Here is a 22348-nt window from a genome sequence, read left to right as displayed (position 1 = left end):
AAGCAAGGGCACCCGAGGCCAATGGCCCCGGGCATGGACACTTATTGCTTGATGGTCAGGGCTTCCAGTTTGCCGCTGTTGCCATACACGTAAATCATGTCCCCAACCACCAGCGGACGCGCACGCAGGCCGTCGCTGTCGATACGTTCGCGACCGACAAAACGACCGTCCACCTGGCTCAACAGGTGCAGGTAGCCTTCCATGTCACCGACCGCTACGTAGCTGGAATACACTTCCGGCGCGCCGAGCTGGCGGCGAGCCAGTGATTCGTTGCTCCACAGTGCAGAGGACGAACGCTCGTCGATGCCTTCGACAGTGCCGGAGGCCAGAGTGGCATAGACGCTGCCAAAGCCCTGGGCGACACCCGAGTAGCTCGAAGCATCACGCTGCCAGAGCACACGACCGCTTTCCAGATCGAGACCGGCGACGCGACCCTGATAGGTAGCGACGTACAGCGTACCGCCGGACAGCAGCAGGCCGCCGTCGATATCGACGACACGATCCAGTTCCGAGCGACCTTGCGGGATGGCAACGCGCTGTTCCCAGACCGGCACGCCGTTGGTGATATCCAGCGCGACGACCTTGCCGGTCGACAGACCCGCTACGGCAAGACGGTTGGTTGCCAGCGGAGCACCAGTGCCGCGCAGGGTCAGCACCGCTGGAGTACTTTCGTAGATCCAGAGCTGCGAACCGGTCGAAGCGTCGAAACCGACGATGCGGTCATCCTGAGTCTGGACAACGACCACAGAACCGTTGGTGGCAGGCGGAGCCAGCACTTCGCTGGTGACACGAGCGCGCCACTTTTCCTCACCGGACGTGGCGTCCATGGCAATCACTTCACCCTTGAGGGTGCCGATCATTACCAGGCCATAACCCACGCCGACTGCGCCGGAAACGGGCAGGTCGAGATCTTTCTTCCAGATCACGTCGCCGGTCAGACGGTCCAGCGACACGACTTCGCCCGTGACGTCAGCCGCATAGATGCGGTCGCCATCAATGGCCGGCACGAGCATGTTGTAAGTCTTGCCCTGACCGTCGCCAACGGAACGGCTCCACTGCTTTTGCAAAACCACTTCTTCTTTGAAGTCAGTCAGCTCGGCCGGAGGCAATTCCTTTTTGCTGTTGCTGCTGCAACCCGCGGCCAGAATGGCCAGAGCCAGCAATGCTGCATGTTTCCAACGAATCACGTCACGCATCCCCTTTCGCCAGATCGTCGAGCTTCATTTGCAGGCCACCCACTGCTGCGTCTTCGGACAGAGCAGATTTGGCCTTTTGGTATGCAGCATACGCCTCGTCGGTACGACCCAGCTGTACCAGCAGGTCACCCTTGAGTTCTTCACGACTGGCGAGGAAAGCCTTGTCGGCATCGCCGTCGAGCAGCTTCAGCGCGTCATCGGTCTTGTTCTGCGCAGCCAGCACGCGTGCCAGACGCTGACGGGCAATCTCGCCCAGCGTGTCGTTGGCAGGTTTGTCGGCCACGGGTTTCAGCTCGGCTGCAGCATCATCCAGCTTGCCGGCGTCGACCGCCACCTTGGCGACGAACAGGCTACCGAACTGTGCGTACGTAGTGCCACCGAATTCGCTTTTCAGTTTGCCGGAGATCTCGGCGACACGTGCGGTGTCTGCCTGGCCACTGGGCGTCAGTGCGGTTTCCAGCAATTGCTGATAAAGCATCGAGGCGCCTTGCGACTGGCTGGCCTGATACCTGTGCCAGAACTGCCAACCCAGAACCACGACCAGCGCCAGCAGACCGCCGGTCAACAGAGGTTTGCCGTTGCGCTGCCACCAGTCCTTCATTACCGCCAGCTCTTCATCTTCGGTACCCGACACCCCAATACTCCTATTCGCTAAACGGCTGTTAAATCAGCTTCAACCCTGCACGACGCAGGAGGCCAGGTGCTCTGACAGAGCATCCCAGGCAATATTTTGTTGTTCACCCTGGCCACGCAGGGGTTTGACGCCAATGACCTTCGCCGCCAGTTCTTCTTCGCCGAGGATCAGCGCGTACAGCGCACCGCTCTTGTCGGCTTTCTTGAACTGGCTCTTGAAGCTGCCGGCACCGGCGTTGACCTGCAAGCGCAGGGTCGGCAACTGATCACGGACCTTTTCGGTAAGTGCCAGTGCGGCCAGCTCAGCCGCTTCGCCGAATGCGCACAGGTAGACATCGACCTGACGGGCAATTTCTTCCGGCACCTGCTCAAGGGTTTCGAGCAGCAGAACCAGTCGCTCGATGCCCATCGCGAAACCGACGCCTGCAGTAGGCTTGCCGCCCATCTGCTCGACCAGACCGTCGTAACGACCGCCCGCACAGACCGTACCCTGGGCACCGAGTTGATCGGTGACCCACTCGAAAACGGTCTTGCTGTAGTAATCCAGGCCACGCACCAGCTTGGGATTGATCACATAAGGAATACCGGCGGCGTCCAGACGGGCCTTCAGGCCTTCGAAGTGAACGCGGGATTCGTCATCCAGGTAGTCCGCCAGCTTCGGCGCATCGACCAGCACAGCCTGGGTTTCAGGGTGCTTGGTGTCCAGCACGCGCAGCGGGTTGGTTTTCAGGCGGCGCTGGCTGTCTTCGTCCAGTTGGTCGAGACGTGCCGAGAGGTATTCGACCAGCGCATCGCGATAACGAGCACGCGCCTCGCTGGTGCCCAGGCTGTTCAGCTCGAGCTTGACGGCGTTGCGAATGCCCAGCAGGCCCCACAGGCGCCAGGTCATGACGATCAGTTCGGCATCGATATCCGGACCGTCCAGGTTGAAGACCTCGACACCGATCTGGTGAAACTGACGATAACGGCCTTTCTGCGGACGCTCGTGACGGAACATCGGACCGATGTACCACAGTTTCTGAACCTGGCCGCCGCCAGTGATGCCGTGCTCGAGGACTGCACGCACGCACGCGGCAGTGCCTTCAGGGCGCAGGGTCAGAGAGTCGCCGTTGCGGTCGGCGAAGGTGTACATCTCTTTCTCGACGATATCAGTCACTTCACCGATGGAGCGCTTGAACAGCTCGGTGAATTCGACGATAGGCATACGAATCTGCCGGTAACCGTAGTTATCCAGCAAACGGGCAACAGTGCCTTCGAAGTGACGCCACAGCGGCGTCTGCTCGGGCAGAATGTCGTTCATGCCACGAATGGCTTGTAGAGACTTACTCACAGAAAATCCTTAGCAATCCGGGTTAGCCGCGCACGATGACCGAGGCGTCGGCTTCGGCTTTTTCAGCCGCTTTCTCGCGAATCAAGCGTTCCAGCTCATTCACGAGATTGTCATTGGTCAGTTTCTGCGCGGGTTTGCCGTCGATGTAGATCAGGTTCGGCGTGCCACCGGTCAGGCCGATATGCGCCTCTTTGGCTTCGCCCGGACCGTTGACCACACAACCGATGACCGCGACATCGAGCGGAACCAGCAAATCCTCGAGTCGACCTTCAAGCTCGTTCATGGTCTTGACCACATCGAAGTTCTGCCGCGAGCAGCTCGGGCAGGCGATGAAGTTGATTCCACGCGAACGAAGGCGCAACGATTTGAGAATGTCGTACCCGACCTTCACTTCCTCGACCGGGTCAGCCGCCAGCGAGATGCGGATAGTATCGCCAATTCCTTCGGCAAGCAGCATACCGAGACCGACAGCCGATTTCACCGTACCCGAACGCAAGCCACCGGCTTCGGTGATGCCCAGGTGCAGCGGCTGAACAATTTCCTTGGCCAGCAGTCGATAGGCAGCGACCGCCATGAACACATCGGAAGCCTTGACGCTGACCTTGAAGTCCTGAAAGTTCAGGCGTTCCAGATGCTCGACATGGCGCAGCGCAGACTCTACCAGGGCCTCTGGCGTGGGCTCGCCGTACTTCTTCTGCAGGTCTTTTTCCAGCGAACCGGCATTGACGCCGATGCGGATCGGGATGCCGCGATCACGCGCAGCATCGACCACGGCCCGCACACGGTCTTCACGACCGATATTGCCCGGGTTGATACGCAGACAATCGACGCCCAGCTCCGCCACACGCAAGGCGATGCGGTGATCGAAGTGAATGTCGGCGACCAGCGGCACCTTGACCAGTTGCTTGATGCGGCCGAATGCTTCGGCAGCGTCCATGTCCGGCACCGAAACACGCACGATGTCGACACCTGCCGCTTCGAGACGATTGATCTGTGCCACGGTAGCGGCGACATCGTTGGTATCACTGTTGGTCATGCTCTGCACCGCGATCGGCGCATCACCGCCGACCGGTACGGAACCGACCCATATTTTCCGGGATTCGCGACGCTTGATTGGAGATTCGCCGTGCATGACTTATTGCCCTAGCTTCAGGCGAGCAGTTTCGCCGCTGGTAAAAGGTGCCACATCCACAGGCTGACCGTTGTAGCTGACCTGCGCACCGCGCGCGTAACCCAGACGCAGGGTCAACGGCGGCTTGCCGTTGACATCCAGACTCTCGCCCTTGCGCTTGAGGCCGCTGACCAGCACCTTGCCGTTCCCGTCAGTGACCTGGGTCCAGCAGTCGGCAACGAACTGTACGGTCACCTGACCGGCACCCGCCACGACAGGCGCTGGTTGCTCGGCAGGTGCAGTCGGCATCGACGGCACGTTCGGCGCAGCAACGGGGGCTTGAGGCGCGCTCGCCGGTGGCGTAGCGGCAGCAGGTGTCTGTGGTTGGGCGGTTGCGTGACCTGTAACGCTGGAAGCCGGTGCCGCAGGCGCAGCAGCTGGCGCCTCACTGGCAGGCGCACCGGTATTCAACGGCAAGGAAGTTTGCCCGGAGGCAGGCGTTTCAGCCACAGCAGGCTCGTCCGGTTCGTCAAGCGGGTGAATCTGCGTGGTGCCGTCAGCGCTTTCGACTTCGACGTGCTCCATGTTCAGCCCGGACTGATCCTTGCCGCGCAAGGTCGCCTGATCCTGCCACCAGAAGAAACCACCGCCGACCAGAATCACCAGCAACAGCAGGCTGACGATACGCAGAATGTTGTGCGACAGCCTGACCGGCTCTTCGATACGGCCCAGCGCATGAACCGAACTGCCTTTACCGTCAGTGCCGGTGAACTGGTCGAACTGTTCGACCAGCGCCGCCTGATCAAGCTCAAGCAGTTTGGCGTAGGCACGCACGTAGCCCCGGGCAAACGTATGCCCAGGCAGCTTTTCAAACTGGCCGTTCTCCAGATTGGTCAGGGAGGTCACGGTGAGATTGAGTCTCAAGGCCACATCTGGCAGCGACCAGCTCCTGCTCTCGCGGGCCTGGCGCAGGGTTTCTCCAGGATTCACGCGATTGGTTGCTACAACTTCGGGATGCGCCGCTTTCATCATTGCTCCGACAGGTATTGCTGATATTCCGGCGTACCGGGATAGAGTCTTTTCAACAGCAGGCCAAAGCTGGCCGCCTTGTTACGATCATCATATATCTTCGCCAGCCGAGTACCGAGCAATAGACTACGTGCATTTTGCTCGCTGAGCTGGCTAAAACGGTCGTAATAGTCACGCGCCGGCACATATTGCTTGTCTTCGTAGGACAACTGAGCCATCTCCAGCAAGGATAACGGCAACTGACGGTCCAGGCGCAATGCCTTGGTAAAATGCTCGCGAGCCTGCTCGCGGTTGCCCAGTTTCAGCGAGGTCATGCCCAGGCTTTCAAAAACCCGTGACCGCTCAGGATACAGGTTGTCGGCAGCCGCCTGTTCAAAACGCTCGTAGGCTTCCTTGTAACGCTTTTGTTCGAACAGAAAACTGCCGTAATTGTTGACGATACGTGTTTCGTTATTGCTGGCGGCCAACGCCTTGCGAAAGTACTGCTCGGCCAGCTCTGGCTCCATCTCTGTCTGGAACACCAGGGCCAGCGCGGCGTTGGCCTGCGCATCCGAGTTGTCGAGTTCCAGCGCCTTTTTCAGCGGAACCTTGGCTCGCTCGGTCTGGCCCTGCTGAAAATAACCCAGCCCCAGTTGCACGTAAGCCTTGCGCGCTTCCTCGCGCCCCTGGGCCGTCGTCAGCGGGTTGACATTGCCGGTGGATACGCACGCTGTCAGCAAAACGACAACACAGAGCAGCAGCGAGGCACGCACAGGCATGGAGTCTCTCTCGATCAGGTTCGCAGTCAGGTTCGAGTCACCGCGACAGGGGCCGCATCGGCCTCGGCGCTCAACTCACGCACGGCTATATAGCGTTCGCTACGACGTGTGCGGTCCATCACCTGCCCGACCAATTGGCCGCATGCAGCATCGATGTCCTCACCACGTGTGGTACGCACAGTGACGTTATAACCGGCCTGATGCAACAGGTCCTGAAAACGACGTATCGCGTTATTGCTGGGACGCTCGTAACCGGAATGCGGAAACGGGTTGAACGGGATCAGGTTGATCTTGCATGGCGTGTCCTTGAGCAGTTCGATCATCTCGACCGCGTGCTCTACCTTGTCGTTGATGTCCTTGAGCATGGTGTACTCGATGGTGAGCACACGTTTTTCGCCCAGACTGGACATGTAGCGACGGCAGGACTCGAGAAGCACTTTCAACGGGTATTTCTTGTTGAGCGGCACCAACTGGTTGCGCAGCGCATCGTTAGGTGCGTGCAGCGACAAGGCCAGGGATACGTCGATGTGCTTGGAAAGCTCATCGATCATCGGTACCACACCGGAAGTGGACAAGGTCACCCGGCGTTTGGAAATGCCATACCCCAGGTCATCCATCATCAGATGCATGGCGGCAATGACATTGTCGAAGTTCAGCAGCGGCTCACCCATGCCCATCATCACCACGTTGGTGATGGCACGGTCGACGGTCGCCGGGACGCTGCCAAAGGATTTGTTGGCAATCCACACCTGACCGATGACTTCGGCGGCGGTGAGGTTGCTGTTGAAGCCTTGCTTGCCCGTGGAGCAGAAACTGCAATCCAGAGCACAGCCCGCCTGGGACGAAACACACAAGGTGCCGCGCTTGCCCTGCGGAATATAGACGGTCTCGACACAGCTGCCGGACTCTACGCGCACCACCCATTTACGGGTGCCGTCGCTGGAGATGTCCTCGCTGACCACTTCAGGACCGCGAACTTCAGCACAGGCCTTGAGCTTTTCGCGCAAGGCCTTGCTGACGTTCGTCATCGCGTCGAAATCGTCGACGCCGAAGTGGTGAATCCACTTCATGACCTGACCGGCACGGAAGCGCTTCTCCCCGATAGAGTCGAAGAATTTCTCCATTTCCTGTTGAGTCAGCCCCAGCAGGTTGGTTTTACCAGTCGATGCAATCATGAATTCACCCTTCACTCGTCAGTCAAAAATGACTTAGCGAGCGGTTACTTCGGTAGCTGCGAAGAAGTACGAGATTTCGCGAGCGGCGGCTGCTTCGGAATCGGAGCCGTGAACAGCGTTGGCGTCGATGGAATCAGCGAAATCAGCACGGATGGTGCCGGCAGCAGCTTCTTTAGGGTTGGTAGCGCCCATCAGCTCACGGTTCAGAGCGATAGCGTTTTCGCCTTCCAGAACCTGAACGACAACCGGACCGGAGATCATGAAAGCAACCAGGTCGCCGAAGAAACCGCGAGCGCTGTGCTCAGCGTAGAAACCTTCAGCTTCGGCCTTGGACAGTTGCTTCAGCTTGGAAGCGACAACGCGCAGACCGGCTTTTTCGAAACGAGTGGTGATCTCGCCGATTACGTTCTTGGCAACGGCGTCAGGCTTGATGATGGAGAAAGTACGTTGAACAGCCATGGTGAAACTCCAGAAGCAGTGATTGAAGCGAAAAATTAAACCCGCGAATTATACGCGGGTTCTGGTGTATTGCCTAACTGCGCGCGTTACTGAACGTCAATCCAGCTCTTCGATCCACAATGTCTGGATCGCTTCCAGGACCTTTTCCCCGCTGCGGTCCGGGTGGTCATCGAATTCAGGCAAGGCCATGACCAGACCACGTAACCTGGGGAAGCTCACGGTGAGCGGATTTACTTCCGGGTGGCTTTCAGCCAGCTGGATGGCGATTTCCTGCACATCAACCCATTTGAGACTCATGAGCAATCCTTGAATCAGTGCGGCGCTTCAGCGGCGTGGTTGAGCGAATACTTGGGTATTTCGACCGTGAGGTCTTCGTTGCCGACAATGGCCTGGCAGGACAGACGCGACTGCGGCTCCAGCCCCCACGCCTTGTCGAGCATGTCTTCTTCCAGCTCATCGGCTTCATTCAGCGAATTGAACCCTTCGCGAATGACGCAATGGCAGGTGGTGCAGGCACATACGCCACCACAGGCGCTTTCAATCTCGATGTGGTGCTCGTGGGCAATGTCGAGAATAGACGTGCCAGGCTCCACTTCTACAACCAGCCCGTCCGGGCAATGCTCGGCGTGGGGCAGAAAAATCACCTGCGGCATCAGTTATTCCTCAATCTCATTCAAGTTGCGCCCGGCCAGTGCGGCTTTTACCGTCGAATCGAGGCGTCGGGCAGCAAATGCATCGGTCACCTGCGACAGACGCTTGGTCTGCTGCTCGATGGCATAACCATCGGTGCCTTGCATCAGTTCACGGAGTTCGTCCATCTGCAGGTTGATAACCAGGCGCTCTTCTTCGTCGAGAAGACGCTCGCCATCGGCGTCCAGGGCACCCTGAACAGCTTCGAGCAGGCGCTCGGCATCAACCTGATGCTCACGCAGCACACGAGCGACCTTGTCGTCGCCGGCATACTCGAAGGAATCCTTGAGCATGCGAGTGACCTCGTCATCGGTCAGCCCGTAGGACGGCTTGACCTGAATGCTCGACTCAATACCCGAGCCCATTTCACGCGCCGAAACGCTGAGCAAACCGTCTGCATCGACCTGGAAGGTGACACGAATCTTTGCCGCACCCGCGACCATCGGCGGGATGCCACGCAGTTCGAAGCGCGCCAGCGAACGACAGTCGCTGATCAATTCACGCTCGCCCTGCAGGACATGAATCTTCATGGCCGTCTGGCCATCCTTGTACGTGGTGAATTCCTGACCACGTGCCACAGGAATGGTGGTGTTGCGCGGAATGACCTTCTCCATCAGCCCGCCCATGGTTTCCAGCCCCAGCGAGAGCGGAATCACATCGAGGAGCAGCAGTTCGCCACCGTCACGCTTGTTGCCGGCCAGAGTATCGGCCTGGATCGCAGCCCCGATGGCCACCACTTGATCCGGGTCGATCTCGGTCAACGGCTGACGACCGAACAGCTCGGCCACCGCTTCGCGCACTCGTGGAACACGGGTCGAACCGCCGACCATGACCACCGCCTCGACTTCTTCAAGCTCGATACCGGTATCACGTACTGCTCGGCGACAGGCCTTGAGACTGCGCGCAACCATAGGTTCGATCAGCGCATTGAGTGCTTCGCGAGTCAGTGTGCCACGCCACTCACCGTAGGCGACCTCGACAGACTCGGCGTCAGTCAGCGCTTCCTTGGCCGAGCAGGCAGCCTGCAGCAGGCTGCGTTGCGCAGAAGGGTCGATATCGGCAGACAGACCGGCATCAGCGACAATCCAGCTGGCTATCGCATGATCGAAGTCATCGCCACCCAGAGCGGTATCGCCGCCAGTGGCCAGTACTTCAAACACACCACCGGTCAGGCGCAGGATAGAGATGTCGAAGGTCCCGCCGCCCAGGTCGTAGATGGCAACCACGCCTTCGGCCTTTTGATCCAGGCCGTAGGCGACCGCCGCAGCCGTAGGCTCATTGAGCAGCCGCAGTACATTGAGGCCCGCCAGTCTGGCAGCGTCCTTGGTCGCCTGACGCTGAGCATCATCGAAGTAGGCAGGAACGGTGATCACCGCGCCTACCAGCTCGCCACCCAGCGAGGCTTCTGCGCGCTGGCGCAGGACCTTGAGGATGTCGGCAGACACTTCGACCGGGCTTTTCGGCCCCTGCACGGTGTCGATGAACGGCATGTGCGACTCACCGCCGACGAACCGGTACGGCAGCTGCTCGCCCAGTTGCTTGACGTCGGTCAGACCACGACCCATGAGACGCTTGACCGAAAGAACGGTATTGAACGGGTCCTGGGAGGCGGCGATCTTCGCTGACTGCCCTACTTCGACACGATCAGCGTGATAGCGCACGGCAGAAGGCAGAATGACCTGCCCCTCTGCATCGGCCAGCGGTTCGGACAGGCCGCTGCGTACTGCAGCGACCAGAGAATTGGTAGTGCCCAGGTCGATACCCACAGCCAGACGACGCTGGTGCGGTTGAGGACTCAGGCCGGGTTCGGCGATCTGCAGTAAAGCCATGCTGTTCAGAATAATCACTGGCGCGCGGCAGAAGCCGCGCGGGGTTAATCGTCGAGGCGCTCTTCTAACTGGCGCACTTCGTGAGAGAGCTTGTCGAGAAACTGCATACGCCGCATCAGCTTTTCAGCGTGCTCGCGTTGTGCAGCATCATTCCAACAGGCTGCGAAGCTCTGGTTCAGTTCGTCCTGAGCGATCTTGAGCTGACGCTTGAAGGTCGCAACGCCGGCCAGATCGGCCTCGTCCTGCAAGTCCTCGAGATCTTCGCGCAATTGCATCTGCTGCAGAAGAAACTCGGGATCATGCACCGTGACTTCGAGCGGCACTTCGTTGCCGTTCATTGCCAGCAGATAACGCGCCCTTTTCGGCGGGCTTTTCAGGGTCTGATAGGCCTCGTTGAGACTGGCCGAGCGCTCCAGCGCCACACGCTGTTCACGCTCGGGGGCATCCGCAAAACGATCCGGATGCACGTTGCGCGCAAGCTCACGGTAACGCGTGGCCAACTGGTCAAGATCAAGCTGAAACTCGGGCTTGAGGTCGAACAGGGCGAAGTGACAGGGAGTACCCACAATAAAAGCCTCAGACGTTGAAGCTTTCGCCACAGCCGCACTCACCGCGCGAGTTGGGATTGTTGAACTTGAAGCCTTCGTTCAACCCTTCGCGCACGAAATCGAGCTCAGTGCCATCCAGATAGACCAGACTTTTCGGGTCAATGATCACCTTGACGCCGTGCAGTTCAAACACGGTGTCTTCGCTGGCCGCCTCATCGACGAACTCGAGCACATAGGCAAGACCTGAACAGCCTGTGGTGCGAACACCCAGACGAACGCCGTCACCCTTGCCGCGCCCCTCGAGGGAACGTCGTACGTGGTTAGCGGCAGCTTCTGTCATGCTGATAGCCATCGGAACTCCTTAGCCTGTTGCATTAGCCTGTTGCAGTTAACTCTGTCGCAAGCTTCTGTTGAAAAGCCTGCTTACAGCAGACCTTTCTTCTGCTTGTAGTCGCGAACGGCCGCCTTGATGGCGTCTTCAGCGAGTACCGAGCAGTGAATCTTCACTGGCGGCAGTGCCAGCTCTTCAGCCAGTTGAGTGTTCTTGATGGTCTCTGCTTCGTCCAGAGTCTTGCCTTTCATCCACTCGGTCGCCAGGGAGCTGGACGCAATGGCCGAACCACAGCCGTAGGTCTTGAACTTGGCGTCTTCGATAACGCCCTGCTCGTTGACCTTGATCTGCAGGCGCATCACGTCGCCGCACGCAGGAGCGCCGACCATGCCGGTGCCCACATCAGGATCTTCCGCGTTCATCTTGCCGACGTTACGTGGATTTTCGTAGTGGTCGATGACCTTTTCGCTGTAAGCCATGATTCTATTCCTCTCACATCAGGAAGCCGCTCTGCAGGTCACGCGCAATTGCCCATGACCTGTATTGGAGGCGACTTTAAATTAGTGCGCCGCCCACTCGATCTTGGAGATGTCGACGCCGTCTTTGAACATGTCCCACAGCGGCGACAGTGTGCGCAGCCGGGTAACCGCCTCGCAAACCTTCTGCGCGGCGTAATCGATTTCTTCTTCGGTGCTGAAGCGGCCGAAGGTGAAACGAATCGAGCTGTGTGCCAGCTCATCGTTGCGACCCAGGGCACGCAGCACGTACGAAGGCTCAAGCGACGCCGAGGTACAGGCCGAACCGGACGATACCGCCAGATCCTTGAGCGCCATGATCAGCGACTCGCCTTCGACGTAGTTGAAGCTCAGGTTCAGGTTGTGCGGTACGCGGGCAGTCAGGCTGCCGTTGACGTACAGCTCTTCCAGATTTTCGACCTGCTTGAAGAAACGATCGCTGAGTGCCTTGATGCGCACGTTTTCAGCAGCCATTTCTTCTTTGGCGATACGGAATGCTTCGCCCATGCCGACGATCTGGTGAGTCGCCAGGGTGCCGGAACGCATGCCCCGCTCATGACCACCGCCGTGCATGGTCGCTTCAAGGCGAACACGAGGCTTGCGGCTGACGTAGAGTGCGCCGATGCCTTTAGGGCCGTAGGTCTTGTGTGCAGAGAACGACATCAGGTCAACCTTGAGGCTGGCCAGATCGATTTCAACCTTGCCGGTCGACTGCGCGCCATCGACGTGGAACAGCACACCGCGCGAGCGGGTCAGTTCACCGATCGCGGCGATATCGTTGATGGTGCCGATCTCGTTGTTCACATGCATGATCGAAACCAGAATGGTGTCGTCGCGCAGTGCCGCCTCAATCATGGAAGGCGTGATCAGACCGTCTTCACCCGGCTCGATATAGGTCACTTCGAAACCTTCGCGTTCCAGCTGGCGAGTGGTATCGAGGACAGCCTTGTGTTCAACCTTGGAGGTGATCAGGTGCTTGCCTTTGCTGGCGTAGAAATGCGCAACACCCTTGATAGCCAGGTTGTTGGATTCGGTAGCACCCGAGGTCCAGACGATTTCGCGCGGATCGGCGCTGACCAGATCAGCGACCTGACGACGTGCATTCTCGACCGCTTCTTCGGCTTTCCAGCCAAAGACGTGGGAGCGCGAGGCCGGGTTGCCGAAGTTTCCTTCGACGGTCAGGCAATCGATCATTTTCTGCGCGACACGCGGATCGACCGGGGTCGTCGCGGAGTAGTCGAGGTAAATTGGCAATTTCATTGAAGCTCTCCTATCAGGCAGGCGCACCGCTCATTCATCTGCGTTCATTCGACGGCGGACGTTTCGATCTTACCCAGTTGCGACATGTGGTTATGACCACGGCGCATATCCTGGCGCTGAGCGACTTCTTGTACCTCACGGCGAGTGACAAGATCCGCCAAGCTGATACCGCTTAGAAATTCGTGAATCTGCTGGCTCAGGTCGCACCACAAGTGATGGGTCAGGCAGGTATCGCCAGCGTGGCAATCGCCCAGACCCTGACACCGCGTAGCATCGACCGATTCATTGACTGCATCGACAACCTGAGCAACCTGGATGCCTTTCATGTCGCGCGACAGCTGGTAACCACCACCCGGACCACGAACACTGGAAACCAGATTGCCGCGACGCAGCTTGGCGAACAGCTGCTCGAGGTAGGACAGGGAAATACCCTGCCGCTCGGAGATGTCGGCCAGAGACACTGGCCCGTTCTGCGCATGCAACGCCAGGTCAAGCATGGCTGTTACAGCGTATCGGCCTTTAGTAGTCAGTCGCATGGCGTATACCGCAGAGGTTCGGAATGAGAGCGAGTATGCTATTCCCGAGTAAAAGAGTCAACTATTAGACCAAGTAAAACAGTCGGGATTAGCGAAAAGTGCGGGCTGCATCATAGCAAAGGTGCGGCGTAATGGCACGCGCTCGCCCGCTGCAATACCTAGCCGACCCTGTCGTCCTGACGGTCTTTCACGCAGTCGAATACCTCATCGCGCAGCTCCGGCAGCTCCTTGGCGCGGTAGTCGCTGCCAAGCCTGCCGAGCGCATCACACATGCCTTCAAGACGACCGTCGACAGCCTGCAAATGGTCAAGCAACTGGCCAATGGCGCGCGCGACCGGATCAGGCATATCTGCACTGACACCGTAGGCATCAAAGCCGAGCTTCTCGGCCATGGCTTTGCGCCTGGCCTCAACCTCGTCGTCCGACTTGACGATGATCCGCCCCGGGATGCCCACTGCGGTTGCGCCCGCAGGCACAGCCTTGGTGACCACTGCATTGGAGCCGATCTTGGCGCCCGCCCCCACCGTGAATGGCCCGAGCACCTTGGCACCCGCCCCGACCACTACACCATCTTCCAGCGTCGGATGGCGCTTGCCGGCATTCCAGCTGGTGCCACCCAAGGTCACGCCCTGGTAGAGGGTGACGTCATTGCCGATCTCGGCGGTTTCACCGATCACGATGCCCATACCGTGATCGATGAAAAAACGGCGACCTATACGCGCACCTGGATGGATCTCGATACCGGTCATCCAGCGGCCGAAGTTCGACACCACACGCGCCGGCCATTTCCAGCCGGTGCGCCACAGGATATGGGCGAAGCGGTGCAGCCAGATGGCGTGCATCCCCGGATAGCAGGTCAGGACTTCAAAGGCATTGCGCGCCGCAGGATCGCGGTGGAATACGCTTTGAATGTCTTCTCGCAGACGCTCGAACATCACTGATCCTTTCGCTTGTAGGGTTCACCACGTGCGGCTTTCTGGGTTTCGGTGAGCACACCGCGCAGAATACTCAGCTCGGATCGCTCGACTTCGCTACGCCCGTATAGCCTGCGCAGCCGGGCCATCAGATGCCGCGGCTTTTCCGGATCAAGAAAGCCGATGGCCACAAGCGTGGCCTCAAGATGGGTATAGAAACCTTCCATTTCGTCCATCGTCGCCAGCTCGGCATTGTGCGCCGACGCAGGCCTGGAAGCCTCGCCCTGCTCCGTGGCAGCCAGCCAGGCCACGCGCACCTCATAACTGAGCACCTGTACGGCAGCCGCCAGATTGAGCGAGCTAAACGCAGGGTCTGACGGGATGTGCACATGGAAGTGGCAGCGCTGCAGCTCTTCGTTGGTCAGGCCCGCATGTTCGCGACCGAACACCAGCGCCACCTCGGCACCCTCGCCGGCCTGCTCGATGACTTTTTCACCCGAGGCACGCGGATCCAGCATAGGCCACGGCAGGCTTCGATCCCGCGCGCTGGTGCCCAGCACCAGACGGCAGCCGACCAGCGCTTCTTCAAGGGTCGCCACCACCTGCGCGCCCTCGAGAATGTCGGTAGCCCCGGACGCACGCGCATCGGCATCGGGCGAAGGGAAAATGCGCGGATCAACCAGCACCAGACGCGAAAGCCCCATGTTTTTCATGGCGCGAGCAGCCCCGCCGATATTTCCGGGATGGGTAGTGCCGACCAGGACAACACGAATGTTCTGCAACAAAGCGAACGCTCACTGACACGAATTAGGGGGGCAAATCTTACAGAAACGGCTCGGCTAACGCTATGAAGCTGTGCGGAGCGCAACCGCAGAAGCGACCGCACCGGACGCAAAAAAACACACACGAACCCGACAACCGTAACAACGCAAGGCTGGAAATAATTCGAATCAGCCCATAGAATGCCCGGCTCTCTTTAACAACCTTAGGTGAATTATCCATGCAGCCCATGCTGAATATCGCGCTGCGCGCCGCCCGCAGCGCCAGCGAATTGATTTTCCGCTCCATCGAGCGCCTGGATACCATCAAGGTTGACGAAAAAGAAGCCAAAGACTACGTCACAGAGATCGACCGCGCTGCCGAGCAGAGCATCATCACCGCTCTGCGCAAGGCCTACCCGACTCACGGCATTCTCGGCGAAGAAAGCGGCCTGCACGAAGGCAGCGGCGAGGGTACTGACTACCTGTGGATCATCGACCCACTGGACGGCACCACCAACTTCGTTCGCGGCATCCCGCACTTTGCCGTCAGCATCGCCTGCAAATACCGCGGCCGCCTCGAGCACGCCGTGGTTCTCGACCCGGTCCGCCAAGAAGAATTCACCGCCAGCCGTGGTCGTGGCGCAGCCTTGAACGGTCGCCGTCTGCGCGTCAGCCAGCGCAAGAGCCTGGAAGGCGCCCTGCTCGGCACCGGCTTCCCGTTTCGTGACAACCAGATGGACAACATCGAGAACTACCTGGGCATGTTCCGCAGCCTGGTAGGCCAGACCGCCGGCATCCGCCGTGCAGGCGCTGCGAGCCTCGACCTGGCTTATGTCGCTGCCGGCCGCTTCGATGCGTTCTGGGAGTCAGGCCTGTCCGAGTGGGACATGGCTGCAGGCGCCCTGCTGATTCAGGAAGCAGGCGGTTTGGTCAGCGATTTCACCGGTGGTCACGACTTCCTTGAGAAAGGCCACATCGTTGCTGGCAACACCAAGTGCTTCAAGGCGGTACTGACCGCGATCGCACCGCACCTGCCAGCTTCACTCAAGCGTTAAGCTGCAGGCATAAAAAAACCGGCGCAAGCCGGTTTTTTTATGTCTTGTGAAGCCCAGCGGCTGGCGTTACTGCGCCTGACCCAATATCAGCTGACCGTTCTTGTCGACCGGAATCTGGCTACCCGGATCACGCTCCATACGAACCTGACCCACTTTCTCGTTCAACTTGTATTTGACGTTGTAGCCCACAACCTTGTCGCTCACATCGTTGACCGTTGTGCAGCGGTTCTGCGTAGTGGTGTAGGTGTCACGCTCCTGCATGCCTTCCTGAACCTTGTTACCGGCATAACCACCGCCGAGCGCGCCTGCGACCGTTGCGATTTTCTTGCCATTACCACCACCAACCTGATTGCCGAGCAAACCACCGGCAACCGCGCCAATAACGCTACCGACGATCTGATGCTGGTCCTTGACCGGCGCCTGACGGGTAACGGTTACGTCCTTGCAAACTTCACGGGGGGTTTTGATCTGCTGGTTGATCGGCTCTACCGCCAATACATCCGCATACTCAGGACCACCCTTGACCAGGCTATAGGTGGCAACGGCGCCGCCAGCAGTCACGACAGCAGCACCTAACACAGCACCAACAAGCATAGACTTGTTCACTTGAACCTCCTGACCAATCGAAACGCAGCATGGCTGCGCAATGCCTAGCCTTGGAGCATAAAAAAAGGCGCGAGTTCAGCACTCGCGCCTTTTTTATGATGGCCGGACCTACGGGAGGTCGTCAGCCTTCTCGACGACCACTGGAGGAATCAAATCCTCGGTGGTCAGGTTCAGCCAGATCAGCACTACGTTGGCGATGTAGATGGACGAGTAGGTACCCGCCAGTACACCGATGAACAACGCGATGGAGAAGCCTTCCAGGCTGTCGCCGCCAAACACCCACAATGCCACGATCGCCAACAGGGTCGAAACCGAGGTGGCAATGGTGCGCAGCAGCGTCTGCGTGGTGGAGATGTTGATGTTCTCGATCAGCGAAGCCTTGCGCAGCAGGCGGAAGTTTTCACGTACCCGGTCGAAGACCACGATGGTGTCGTTCAGCGAGTAACCGATGATCGCCAGCACCGCCGCCAACACCGTCAGGTCGAAGGTGATCTGGAAGAACGACAGGATACCCATCGTCACCACCACGTCGTGGATCAGCGAGATGATCGCCCCGACTGCGAATTTCCACTGGAAGCGGAATGCCAGGTAGATCAGAACACCGCCCAGCGCCATCAGCATGCCGAGGCCGCCCTGATCGCGCAGCTCTTCACCGACCTGCGGGCCGACGAACTCGACACGCTTGACCACTGCCGGGTTATCGGCACCGGCCTTGCGCAGCGCCTCGGCAACCTGAGTGCCCAGTTGCGGGTCTTCACCCGGCATGCGCACCAAAAGGTCAGTGGTAGCGCCGAAGCTCTGTACAACGGCTTCGTGATAGCCCGCCGAAACCAGCTCCTGACGGACCTTGCCGAGGTCGGCGGGACGTTCGTAGGTCAGCTCGATGAGCGTACCGCCGGTGAAGTCCAGACCAAAGTTGAGCCCTTTATGGAACCAGCTGAACAACGCCAGTGCGGTAAGGAGCATCGTGATGGCGAACGCAACATTGCGAACGCCCATGAAGTTGATGGTACGTAACATGGCAGCCCCTTAAATCCACAACTTCTTGAAGTCACGACCGCCGTAGATCAGGTTGACCATAGCGCGGGTCACCATGATGGCCGTGAACATCGAGGTAAAGATCCCGAGCGACATGGTCACCGCAAACCCTTTGACCGGGCCGGTGCCCATCGCAAAGAGAATGCCGCCGACCAGCAGCGTCGTCAGGTTGGCGTCGAGGATCGCCGTGTAGGCACGATCGAAACCTTCGTTGATAGCACGCTGAACCGTCATGCCGTTGGCGATCTCTTCACGAATCCGCGAGAAGATCAGCACGTTGGCGTCCACCGCCATACCCATGGTCAACACGATACCGGCGATACCCGGCAGGGTCAGTGTGGCCCCCAGCAAGGACATCAGTGCCAGCAGCATGACCATGTTCAGGGCCAGTGCCACGGTCGCGATCAGACCGAAGAAGCGGTAGATCGCCATGATGAACAGCGAGACGAACAGCATGCCCCACAGGGATGCGTCGATACCCTTGGTGATGTTGTCGGCACCCAGGCTAGGACCGATGGTGCGCTCTTCAGCGAAGTACATCGGCGCCGCCAGACCACCGGCACGCAACAGCAGCGCCAGCTCGGAAGACTCACCCTGACCATTCAGACCGGTAATCCGGAACTGACTGCCCAGTGGCGACTGAATGGTCGCCAGGCTGATGATTTTCTTGTCTTCCTTGAAGGTCTGGACCGGCACGTCTTTTTCGACGCCGTTGACCATCTGTTTGGTGTAGGTGGTGGTCGGACGCTGTTCGATGAAGATCACCGCCATGCTGCGTCCCACATTGCTGCGGGTTGCACGGCTCATCAGTTCGCCACCGTGACCATCGAGGTTGATGTTCACCTGTGGACGACCATGCTCGTCGAAGCTGGCCTTGGCGTCAGTCACCTGATCACCGGTAATGATCAGACCACGCTCCACCGCCGCTGCCGGACGACCGCCTTCGCGGAATTCGAACATCTCGGTAGTGCCTTTCGAATCATCCGGGCCTGCACCCAGACGGAATTCGAGGTTGGCGGTCTTGCCCAGAATACGCTTGGCTTCGGCCGTGTCCTGCACACCCGGCAACTCGACCACGATGCGGTTGGCACCCTGGCGCTGAACCAGCGGCTCGGCAACACCCAGCTCGTTGACCCGGTTACGCACGGTGGTCAGGTTCTGCTTGATCGAGTATTCGCGAATCTCGGCCAGCTTGGCCGGCGTCAACGCCATGCGCAGCACCGGGATACCGTTCAGCTCGGCAGGCGTGATTTCGAAATCGGTAAAGGTCTTGCGTACCAGTGCACGCGCCTGTTCACGCTCTGCGTCGTCGGTGAAGCCCAGCTGAATCACATTGCCCAGCTGCGGCAGACTGCGATAACGCACCTTTTCCTTGCGCAACAGGGATTTGACTTCGCCTTCGTAGACTTTCAGACGTGCATCGATCGCCTTGTCCATGTCGACTTCCAGCAGGAAGTGCACGCCGCCGGACAGGTCGAGGCCGAGCTTCATCGGGCTTGCACCCAGCTTACGCAACCAGGTCGGCGTGGTACGCGCCAGGTTCAGTGCGACGACATAATCGTCACCCAACGCCTTGCGCACGACATCCTTGGCTGGCAACTGGTCTTCCTGCTTGCTCAGACGCAACAAACCGCCCTTGCCATTCTCGGCCAGAGAAGAAGCCTTGACCGAGATGCCGGCATCGGCAAGCGCCTTGGCTGCACGATCCACGTCCGCCTGATTGACTTGCAGCGCAGTGCTTGCGCCGCTGATCTGGATGGCAGAATCATCAGGGTAGAGATTGGGTGCGGAATAAATAAAACCGACCACCAGCACCGCCAGGATCAGTACGTATTTCCACAGAGGGTATTTGTTCAGCATCATGCCGCCCGCTTAAAACGCGGGGCGCCTTGCGCGCCCCGTCGATGGGTAAAAAGTTGTTGCTCAGATCGCTTTCAGGGTGCCTTTAGGCAGAGTGGCCGCGATGGCGCCCTTCTGGATTTTCAGCTCAACGGTGTCAGACACTTCGATGACCACGAAGTCATCGGTCACTTTGTTGATCTTGCCCGCGATACCGCCACTGGTGACAACTTCATCGCCTTTCTGCAGGTTGCCCAGCAGGTTTTTCTGCTCTTTGGCGCGCTTGGCCTGTGGACGCCAGATCATCAGGTAGAAGATGACCAGGAAGCCGACCAGGAAGATCCACTCGAAACCACTGCCCGCAGGACCGGCAGCCGGTGCAGCAGCATCCGCAAAAGCGGGAGAGATGAAAAAGCTCATTTGTCGCTCCAGTTACATAATTAGTATAAAAAGCAGGAAAAACTCGTTCTGTTTCAACCCAGAGGCGGCGTTGGAAGGCCGCGTTTGGCATAGAAGGCATCGACGAAGGCGGCCAATGTACCCTGTTGAATAGCCTCGCGCAAACCAGCCATAAGCAGCTGGTAGTGCCGCAAATTGTGGATTGTATTGAGCATGCTCCCCAGCATTTCCCCGCACTTGTCCAGGTGATGCAGATAAGCGCGCGAGAAGTTCTGGCAGGTGTAGCAATCGCAGGTCGGATCCAGCGGCGTATTGTCGTGGCGATGGAACGCGTTACGGATTTTCAATACGCCGGTATCGGTGAACAGATGGCCGTTGCGGGCATTGCGGGTCGGCATCACGCAGTCGAACATGTCGACGCCACGGCGCACACCTTCGACCAGATCTTCCGGCTTGCCTACACCCATCAGGTAACGAGGTTTGTCTGCCGGCATGAGGCCTGGCAGGTAGTCCAGCACCTTGATCATCTCGTGCTTGGGTTCGCCCACCGACAGACCGCCAATCGCCAGACCGTCGAAACCGATTTCGTCCAGGCCTTCCAGCGAGCGCTTGCGCAGGTTCTCGTGCATGCCACCCTGAACGATGCCGAACAGCGCGGCGGTGTTTTCGCCGTGGGCGATCTTGGAACGCTTGGCCCAACGCAGCGACAGCTCCATGGAGACCCGCGCCACCTCTTCGTCGGCCGGGTACGGTGTGCATTCGTCGAAGATCATCACAACGTCCGAACCCAGATCACGCTGGACCTGCATGGACTCTTCCGGCCCCATGAACACCTTGGCACCATCAACCGGCGAGGCGAACGTCACGCCCTCCTCCTTGATCTTGCGCATGGCGCCCAGGCTGAACACCTGAAAGCCGCCGGAGTCGGTCAGAATCGGCCCCTTCCACTGCATGAAATCGTGCAGGTCGCCGTGACCCTTGATGACTTCGGTACCCGGACGCAGCCACAGGTGAAACGTATTGCCCAGAATCATCTGCGCGCCGGTCGCCTCGATATCACGGGGCAGCATGCCCTTGACCGTGCCATAGGTGCCCACCGGCATGAACGCCGGGGTCTCCACCACACCACGCGGAAAGGTCAGCCGACCGCGACGGGCCTTGCCATCGGTGGCCAACAACTCGAAAGACATACGACAGGTGCGACTCATGCGTGATCCTCTGGTGCCGATTCCTGTGGGGCCGTCGGCGCGGGATTGCGGGTGATGAACATCGCATCACCGTAACTGAAGAAGCGGTAGCCGTGCTCGATGGCCGCCGCGTAGGCCGCCATCGTCTCGGGATAACCGGCGAACGCCGAAACCAGCATCAACAGCGTGGATTCAGGCAAATGGAAATTGGTCACCAGGGCATCGACCACGTGAAACGGCCGGCCTGGATAGATGAAGATGTCGGTATCGCCGCTGAACGGTTTCAGTTCGCCATCACGCGCGGCACTCTCCAGCGAGCGCACGCTGGTGGTCCCGACGGCAATCACCCGCCCGCCCCGTGCACGGCACGCGGCGACGGCGTCGACCACGTCCTGGCCAACTTCCAGCCATTCGCTGTGCATGTGATGATCTTCGATCTGCTCGACGCGCACCGGCTGGAACGTCCCTGCGCCGACATGCAGGGTGACGAACGCGGTTTCTACACCCTTGGCGGCAATCGCCTCGAGCAGCGGCTGATCGAAATGCAGGCCGGCAGTCGGCGCAGCCACCGCACCGGCACGCTGCGCGTAAACGGTCTGATAGCGCTCGCGATCAGCGCCTTCATCCGGACGGTCTATATAAGGAGGCAACGGCATGTGGCCGACACGCTCCAGCAACGGCAGCACCTCTTCGGCGAAACGCAGCTCGAACAGCGCATCGTGCCGAGCGATCATCTCGGCCTCGCCACCGCCATCGATCAGAATCGACGACCCAGGCTTGGGCGACTTGCTCGAGCGAACATGCGCCAGCACCCGATGGCTGTCCAGCACGCGCTCGACCAGAATCTCCAGCTTGCCGCCGGAGGCTTTCTGCCCGAACAGGCGTGCGGGAATGACCCGGGTATTGTTGAACACCATCAAGTCGCCCGGGCGCAAATGCTCGAGCAAATCGGTGAATTGACGATGTGCCAGCGCGCCCGTCGGCCCATCGAGGGTCAACAGACGACTGCTGCGACGCTCGGCCAGCGGATGGCGAGCAATCAGGGAATCGGGGAGTTCGAAGGTAAAGTCAGCGACGCGCATGATCGGGTTCGTTTAGCAGGGCCGGGAAGTTTATCCGGTTTGACGGCATTAGTAAAAAACCTGCGTA

At 59.3% G+C, this 22348-nt stretch carries 25 protein-coding genes; 1 reads left to right on the top strand and 24 read right to left on the bottom strand.

Going from position 1 to position 22348, the window contains the following annotated elements; all coding sequences use genetic code 11:
• Nucleotides 1–41: 41 nt before the first annotated feature.
• From bamB to trmJ, 18 genes are all read right to left on the bottom strand, one after another.
• Nucleotides 42–1196 carry an outer membrane protein assembly factor BamB gene (gene bamB / locus JOE39_RS26095; protein WP_024664417.1) on the bottom strand — a complete coding sequence of 385 codons (1155 nt, stop codon included), beginning with the start codon at nucleotides 1194–1196 and terminating at the stop codon, nucleotides 42–44.
• A complete protein-coding gene (locus JOE39_RS26090) occupies nucleotides 1189–1830 on the bottom strand; it encodes a tetratricopeptide repeat protein (protein WP_003409121.1) in 642 nt (213 codons plus the stop codon). Before JOE39_RS26090 ends, bamB begins: the two co-directional genes overlap by 8 nt.
• A gap of 39 nt (nucleotides 1831–1869) precedes the next feature.
• Nucleotides 1870–3159, bottom strand: a complete 1290-nt coding sequence (gene hisS / locus JOE39_RS26085) for a histidine--tRNA ligase (RefSeq protein ID WP_003421924.1) — start codon at nucleotides 3157–3159, stop codon at nucleotides 1870–1872.
• 22 nt (nucleotides 3160–3181) lie between these two features.
• Nucleotides 3182–4291, bottom strand: coding sequence for a flavodoxin-dependent (E)-4-hydroxy-3-methylbut-2-enyl-diphosphate synthase (gene ispG, locus JOE39_RS26080; protein ID WP_003339743.1), 1110 nt, complete (start codon nucleotides 4289–4291; stop codon nucleotides 3182–3184).
• A 3-nt stretch (nucleotides 4292–4294) separates the two neighbouring features.
• Complete coding sequence (locus JOE39_RS26075) at nucleotides 4295–5299, bottom strand: RodZ family helix-turn-helix domain-containing protein (protein WP_024664418.1); 1005 nt, start codon at nucleotides 5297–5299, stop codon at nucleotides 4295–4297.
• Nucleotides 5299–6057: a type IV pilus biogenesis/stability protein PilW gene (pilW, locus tag JOE39_RS26070; RefSeq protein ID WP_004403131.1), complete on the bottom strand. Its 759-nt coding sequence runs from the start codon at nucleotides 6055–6057 to the stop codon at nucleotides 5299–5301. The genes JOE39_RS26075 and pilW overlap by 1 nt, the downstream gene beginning before the upstream one ends.
• A 26-nt stretch (nucleotides 6058–6083) precedes the next feature.
• Nucleotides 6084–7232 (bottom strand): 23S rRNA (adenine(2503)-C(2))-methyltransferase RlmN, encoded by a 1149-nt coding sequence (rlmN, locus tag JOE39_RS26065; protein WP_003314177.1) that lies wholly within the window; start codon nucleotides 7230–7232, stop codon nucleotides 6084–6086.
• A gap of 33 nt (nucleotides 7233–7265) precedes the next feature.
• A complete protein-coding gene (gene ndk / locus JOE39_RS26060) occupies nucleotides 7266–7691 on the bottom strand; it encodes a nucleoside-diphosphate kinase (protein ID WP_002552482.1) in 426 nt (141 codons plus the stop codon).
• A gap of 96 nt (nucleotides 7692–7787) precedes the next feature.
• Nucleotides 7788–7988 carry a Fe-S cluster assembly protein IscX gene (iscX, locus tag JOE39_RS26055; RefSeq protein ID WP_003415412.1) on the bottom strand — a complete coding sequence of 67 codons (201 nt, stop codon included), beginning with the start codon at nucleotides 7986–7988 and terminating at the stop codon, nucleotides 7788–7790.
• A 14-nt stretch (nucleotides 7989–8002) separates the two neighbouring features.
• Entirely contained in the window at nucleotides 8003–8344 is a 342-nt protein-coding gene (gene fdx, locus JOE39_RS26050; protein ID WP_003314175.1) for an ISC system 2Fe-2S type ferredoxin, read from the bottom strand.
• Nucleotides 8345–8347: 3 nt separating this feature from the next.
• Nucleotides 8348–10210 carry a Fe-S protein assembly chaperone HscA gene (hscA, locus tag JOE39_RS26045; RefSeq protein WP_004418787.1) on the bottom strand — a complete coding sequence of 621 codons (1863 nt, stop codon included), beginning with the start codon at nucleotides 10208–10210 and terminating at the stop codon, nucleotides 8348–8350.
• 44 nt (nucleotides 10211–10254) lie between these two features.
• On the bottom strand, nucleotides 10255–10776 hold the full coding sequence (gene hscB, locus JOE39_RS26040) for a co-chaperone HscB (RefSeq protein ID WP_003339753.1): 522 nt from the start codon (nucleotides 10774–10776) through the stop codon (nucleotides 10255–10257).
• 10 nt (nucleotides 10777–10786) lie between these two features.
• Nucleotides 10787–11110 (bottom strand): iron-sulfur cluster assembly protein IscA, encoded by a 324-nt coding sequence (gene iscA / locus JOE39_RS26035; protein WP_003314173.1) that lies wholly within the window; start codon nucleotides 11108–11110, stop codon nucleotides 10787–10789.
• A 71-nt stretch (nucleotides 11111–11181) separates the two neighbouring features.
• The gene (iscU, locus tag JOE39_RS26030) at nucleotides 11182–11568 is read right to left on the bottom strand and encodes a Fe-S cluster assembly scaffold IscU (RefSeq protein WP_002552476.1); all 387 of its coding nucleotides are present in this window, start codon (nucleotides 11566–11568) and stop codon (nucleotides 11182–11184) included.
• 81 nt (nucleotides 11569–11649) lie between these two features.
• Nucleotides 11650–12864, bottom strand: a complete 1215-nt coding sequence (locus JOE39_RS26025) for an IscS subfamily cysteine desulfurase (RefSeq protein ID WP_003409112.1) — start codon at nucleotides 12862–12864, stop codon at nucleotides 11650–11652.
• A 44-nt stretch (nucleotides 12865–12908) separates the two neighbouring features.
• Nucleotides 12909–13400: a Fe-S cluster assembly transcriptional regulator IscR gene (iscR, locus tag JOE39_RS26020; RefSeq protein WP_002552474.1), complete on the bottom strand. Its 492-nt coding sequence runs from the start codon at nucleotides 13398–13400 to the stop codon at nucleotides 12909–12911.
• Between the two features lie 158 nt (nucleotides 13401–13558).
• Nucleotides 13559–14335, bottom strand: a complete 777-nt coding sequence (gene cysE, locus JOE39_RS26015) for a serine O-acetyltransferase (RefSeq protein ID WP_016567376.1) — start codon at nucleotides 14333–14335, stop codon at nucleotides 13559–13561.
• Nucleotides 14335–15099 (bottom strand): tRNA (cytosine(32)/uridine(32)-2'-O)-methyltransferase TrmJ, encoded by a 765-nt coding sequence (gene trmJ / locus JOE39_RS26010; protein ID WP_003339760.1) that lies wholly within the window; start codon nucleotides 15097–15099, stop codon nucleotides 14335–14337. The genes cysE and trmJ overlap by 1 nt, the downstream gene beginning before the upstream one ends.
• Nucleotides 15100–15314: 215 nt before the next feature.
• Between trmJ and suhB the strand changes: the two genes are divergently transcribed.
• On the top strand, nucleotides 15315–16130 hold the full coding sequence (suhB, locus tag JOE39_RS26005) for an inositol-phosphate phosphatase (protein WP_003314166.1): 816 nt from the start codon (nucleotides 15315–15317) through the stop codon (nucleotides 16128–16130).
• 66 nt (nucleotides 16131–16196) lie between these two features.
• Here suhB and JOE39_RS26000 read toward each other — a convergent pair whose 3' ends face one another.
• From JOE39_RS26000 to queA, 6 genes are all read right to left on the bottom strand, one after another.
• Nucleotides 16197–16736: a glycine zipper 2TM domain-containing protein gene (locus JOE39_RS26000; protein ID WP_003421912.1), complete on the bottom strand. Its 540-nt coding sequence runs from the start codon at nucleotides 16734–16736 to the stop codon at nucleotides 16197–16199.
• A gap of 108 nt (nucleotides 16737–16844) precedes the next feature.
• Complete coding sequence (secF, locus tag JOE39_RS25995) at nucleotides 16845–17756, bottom strand: protein translocase subunit SecF (protein WP_003314165.1); 912 nt, start codon at nucleotides 17754–17756, stop codon at nucleotides 16845–16847.
• Nucleotides 17757–17765: 9 nt separating this feature from the next.
• Nucleotides 17766–19634: a protein translocase subunit SecD gene (gene secD, locus JOE39_RS25990; protein ID WP_003421910.1), complete on the bottom strand. Its 1869-nt coding sequence runs from the start codon at nucleotides 19632–19634 to the stop codon at nucleotides 17766–17768.
• A gap of 63 nt (nucleotides 19635–19697) precedes the next feature.
• The gene (gene yajC / locus JOE39_RS25985; RefSeq protein ID WP_002552468.1) at nucleotides 19698–20033 is read right to left on the bottom strand and encodes a preprotein translocase subunit YajC; all 336 of its coding nucleotides are present in this window, start codon (nucleotides 20031–20033) and stop codon (nucleotides 19698–19700) included.
• A 53-nt stretch (nucleotides 20034–20086) separates the two neighbouring features.
• Nucleotides 20087–21202: a tRNA guanosine(34) transglycosylase Tgt gene (tgt, locus tag JOE39_RS25980; protein WP_161421222.1), complete on the bottom strand. Its 1116-nt coding sequence runs from the start codon at nucleotides 21200–21202 to the stop codon at nucleotides 20087–20089.
• Between the two features lie 14 nt (nucleotides 21203–21216).
• Nucleotides 21217–22281: a tRNA preQ1(34) S-adenosylmethionine ribosyltransferase-isomerase QueA gene (gene queA / locus JOE39_RS25975; protein ID WP_003421908.1), complete on the bottom strand. Its 1065-nt coding sequence runs from the start codon at nucleotides 22279–22281 to the stop codon at nucleotides 21217–21219.
• Nucleotides 22282–22348: the final 67 nt, after the last annotated feature.

The organism is Pseudomonas sp. PvP100 (genome assembly GCF_017833055.1).
Taxonomy (GTDB): Bacteria; Pseudomonadota; Gammaproteobacteria; order Pseudomonadales; family Pseudomonadaceae; genus Aquipseudomonas; species Aquipseudomonas syringae.
Note: the sequence above shows the minus strand (reverse complement) of the source record. Positions and strands in the feature narration are given on the sequence as shown.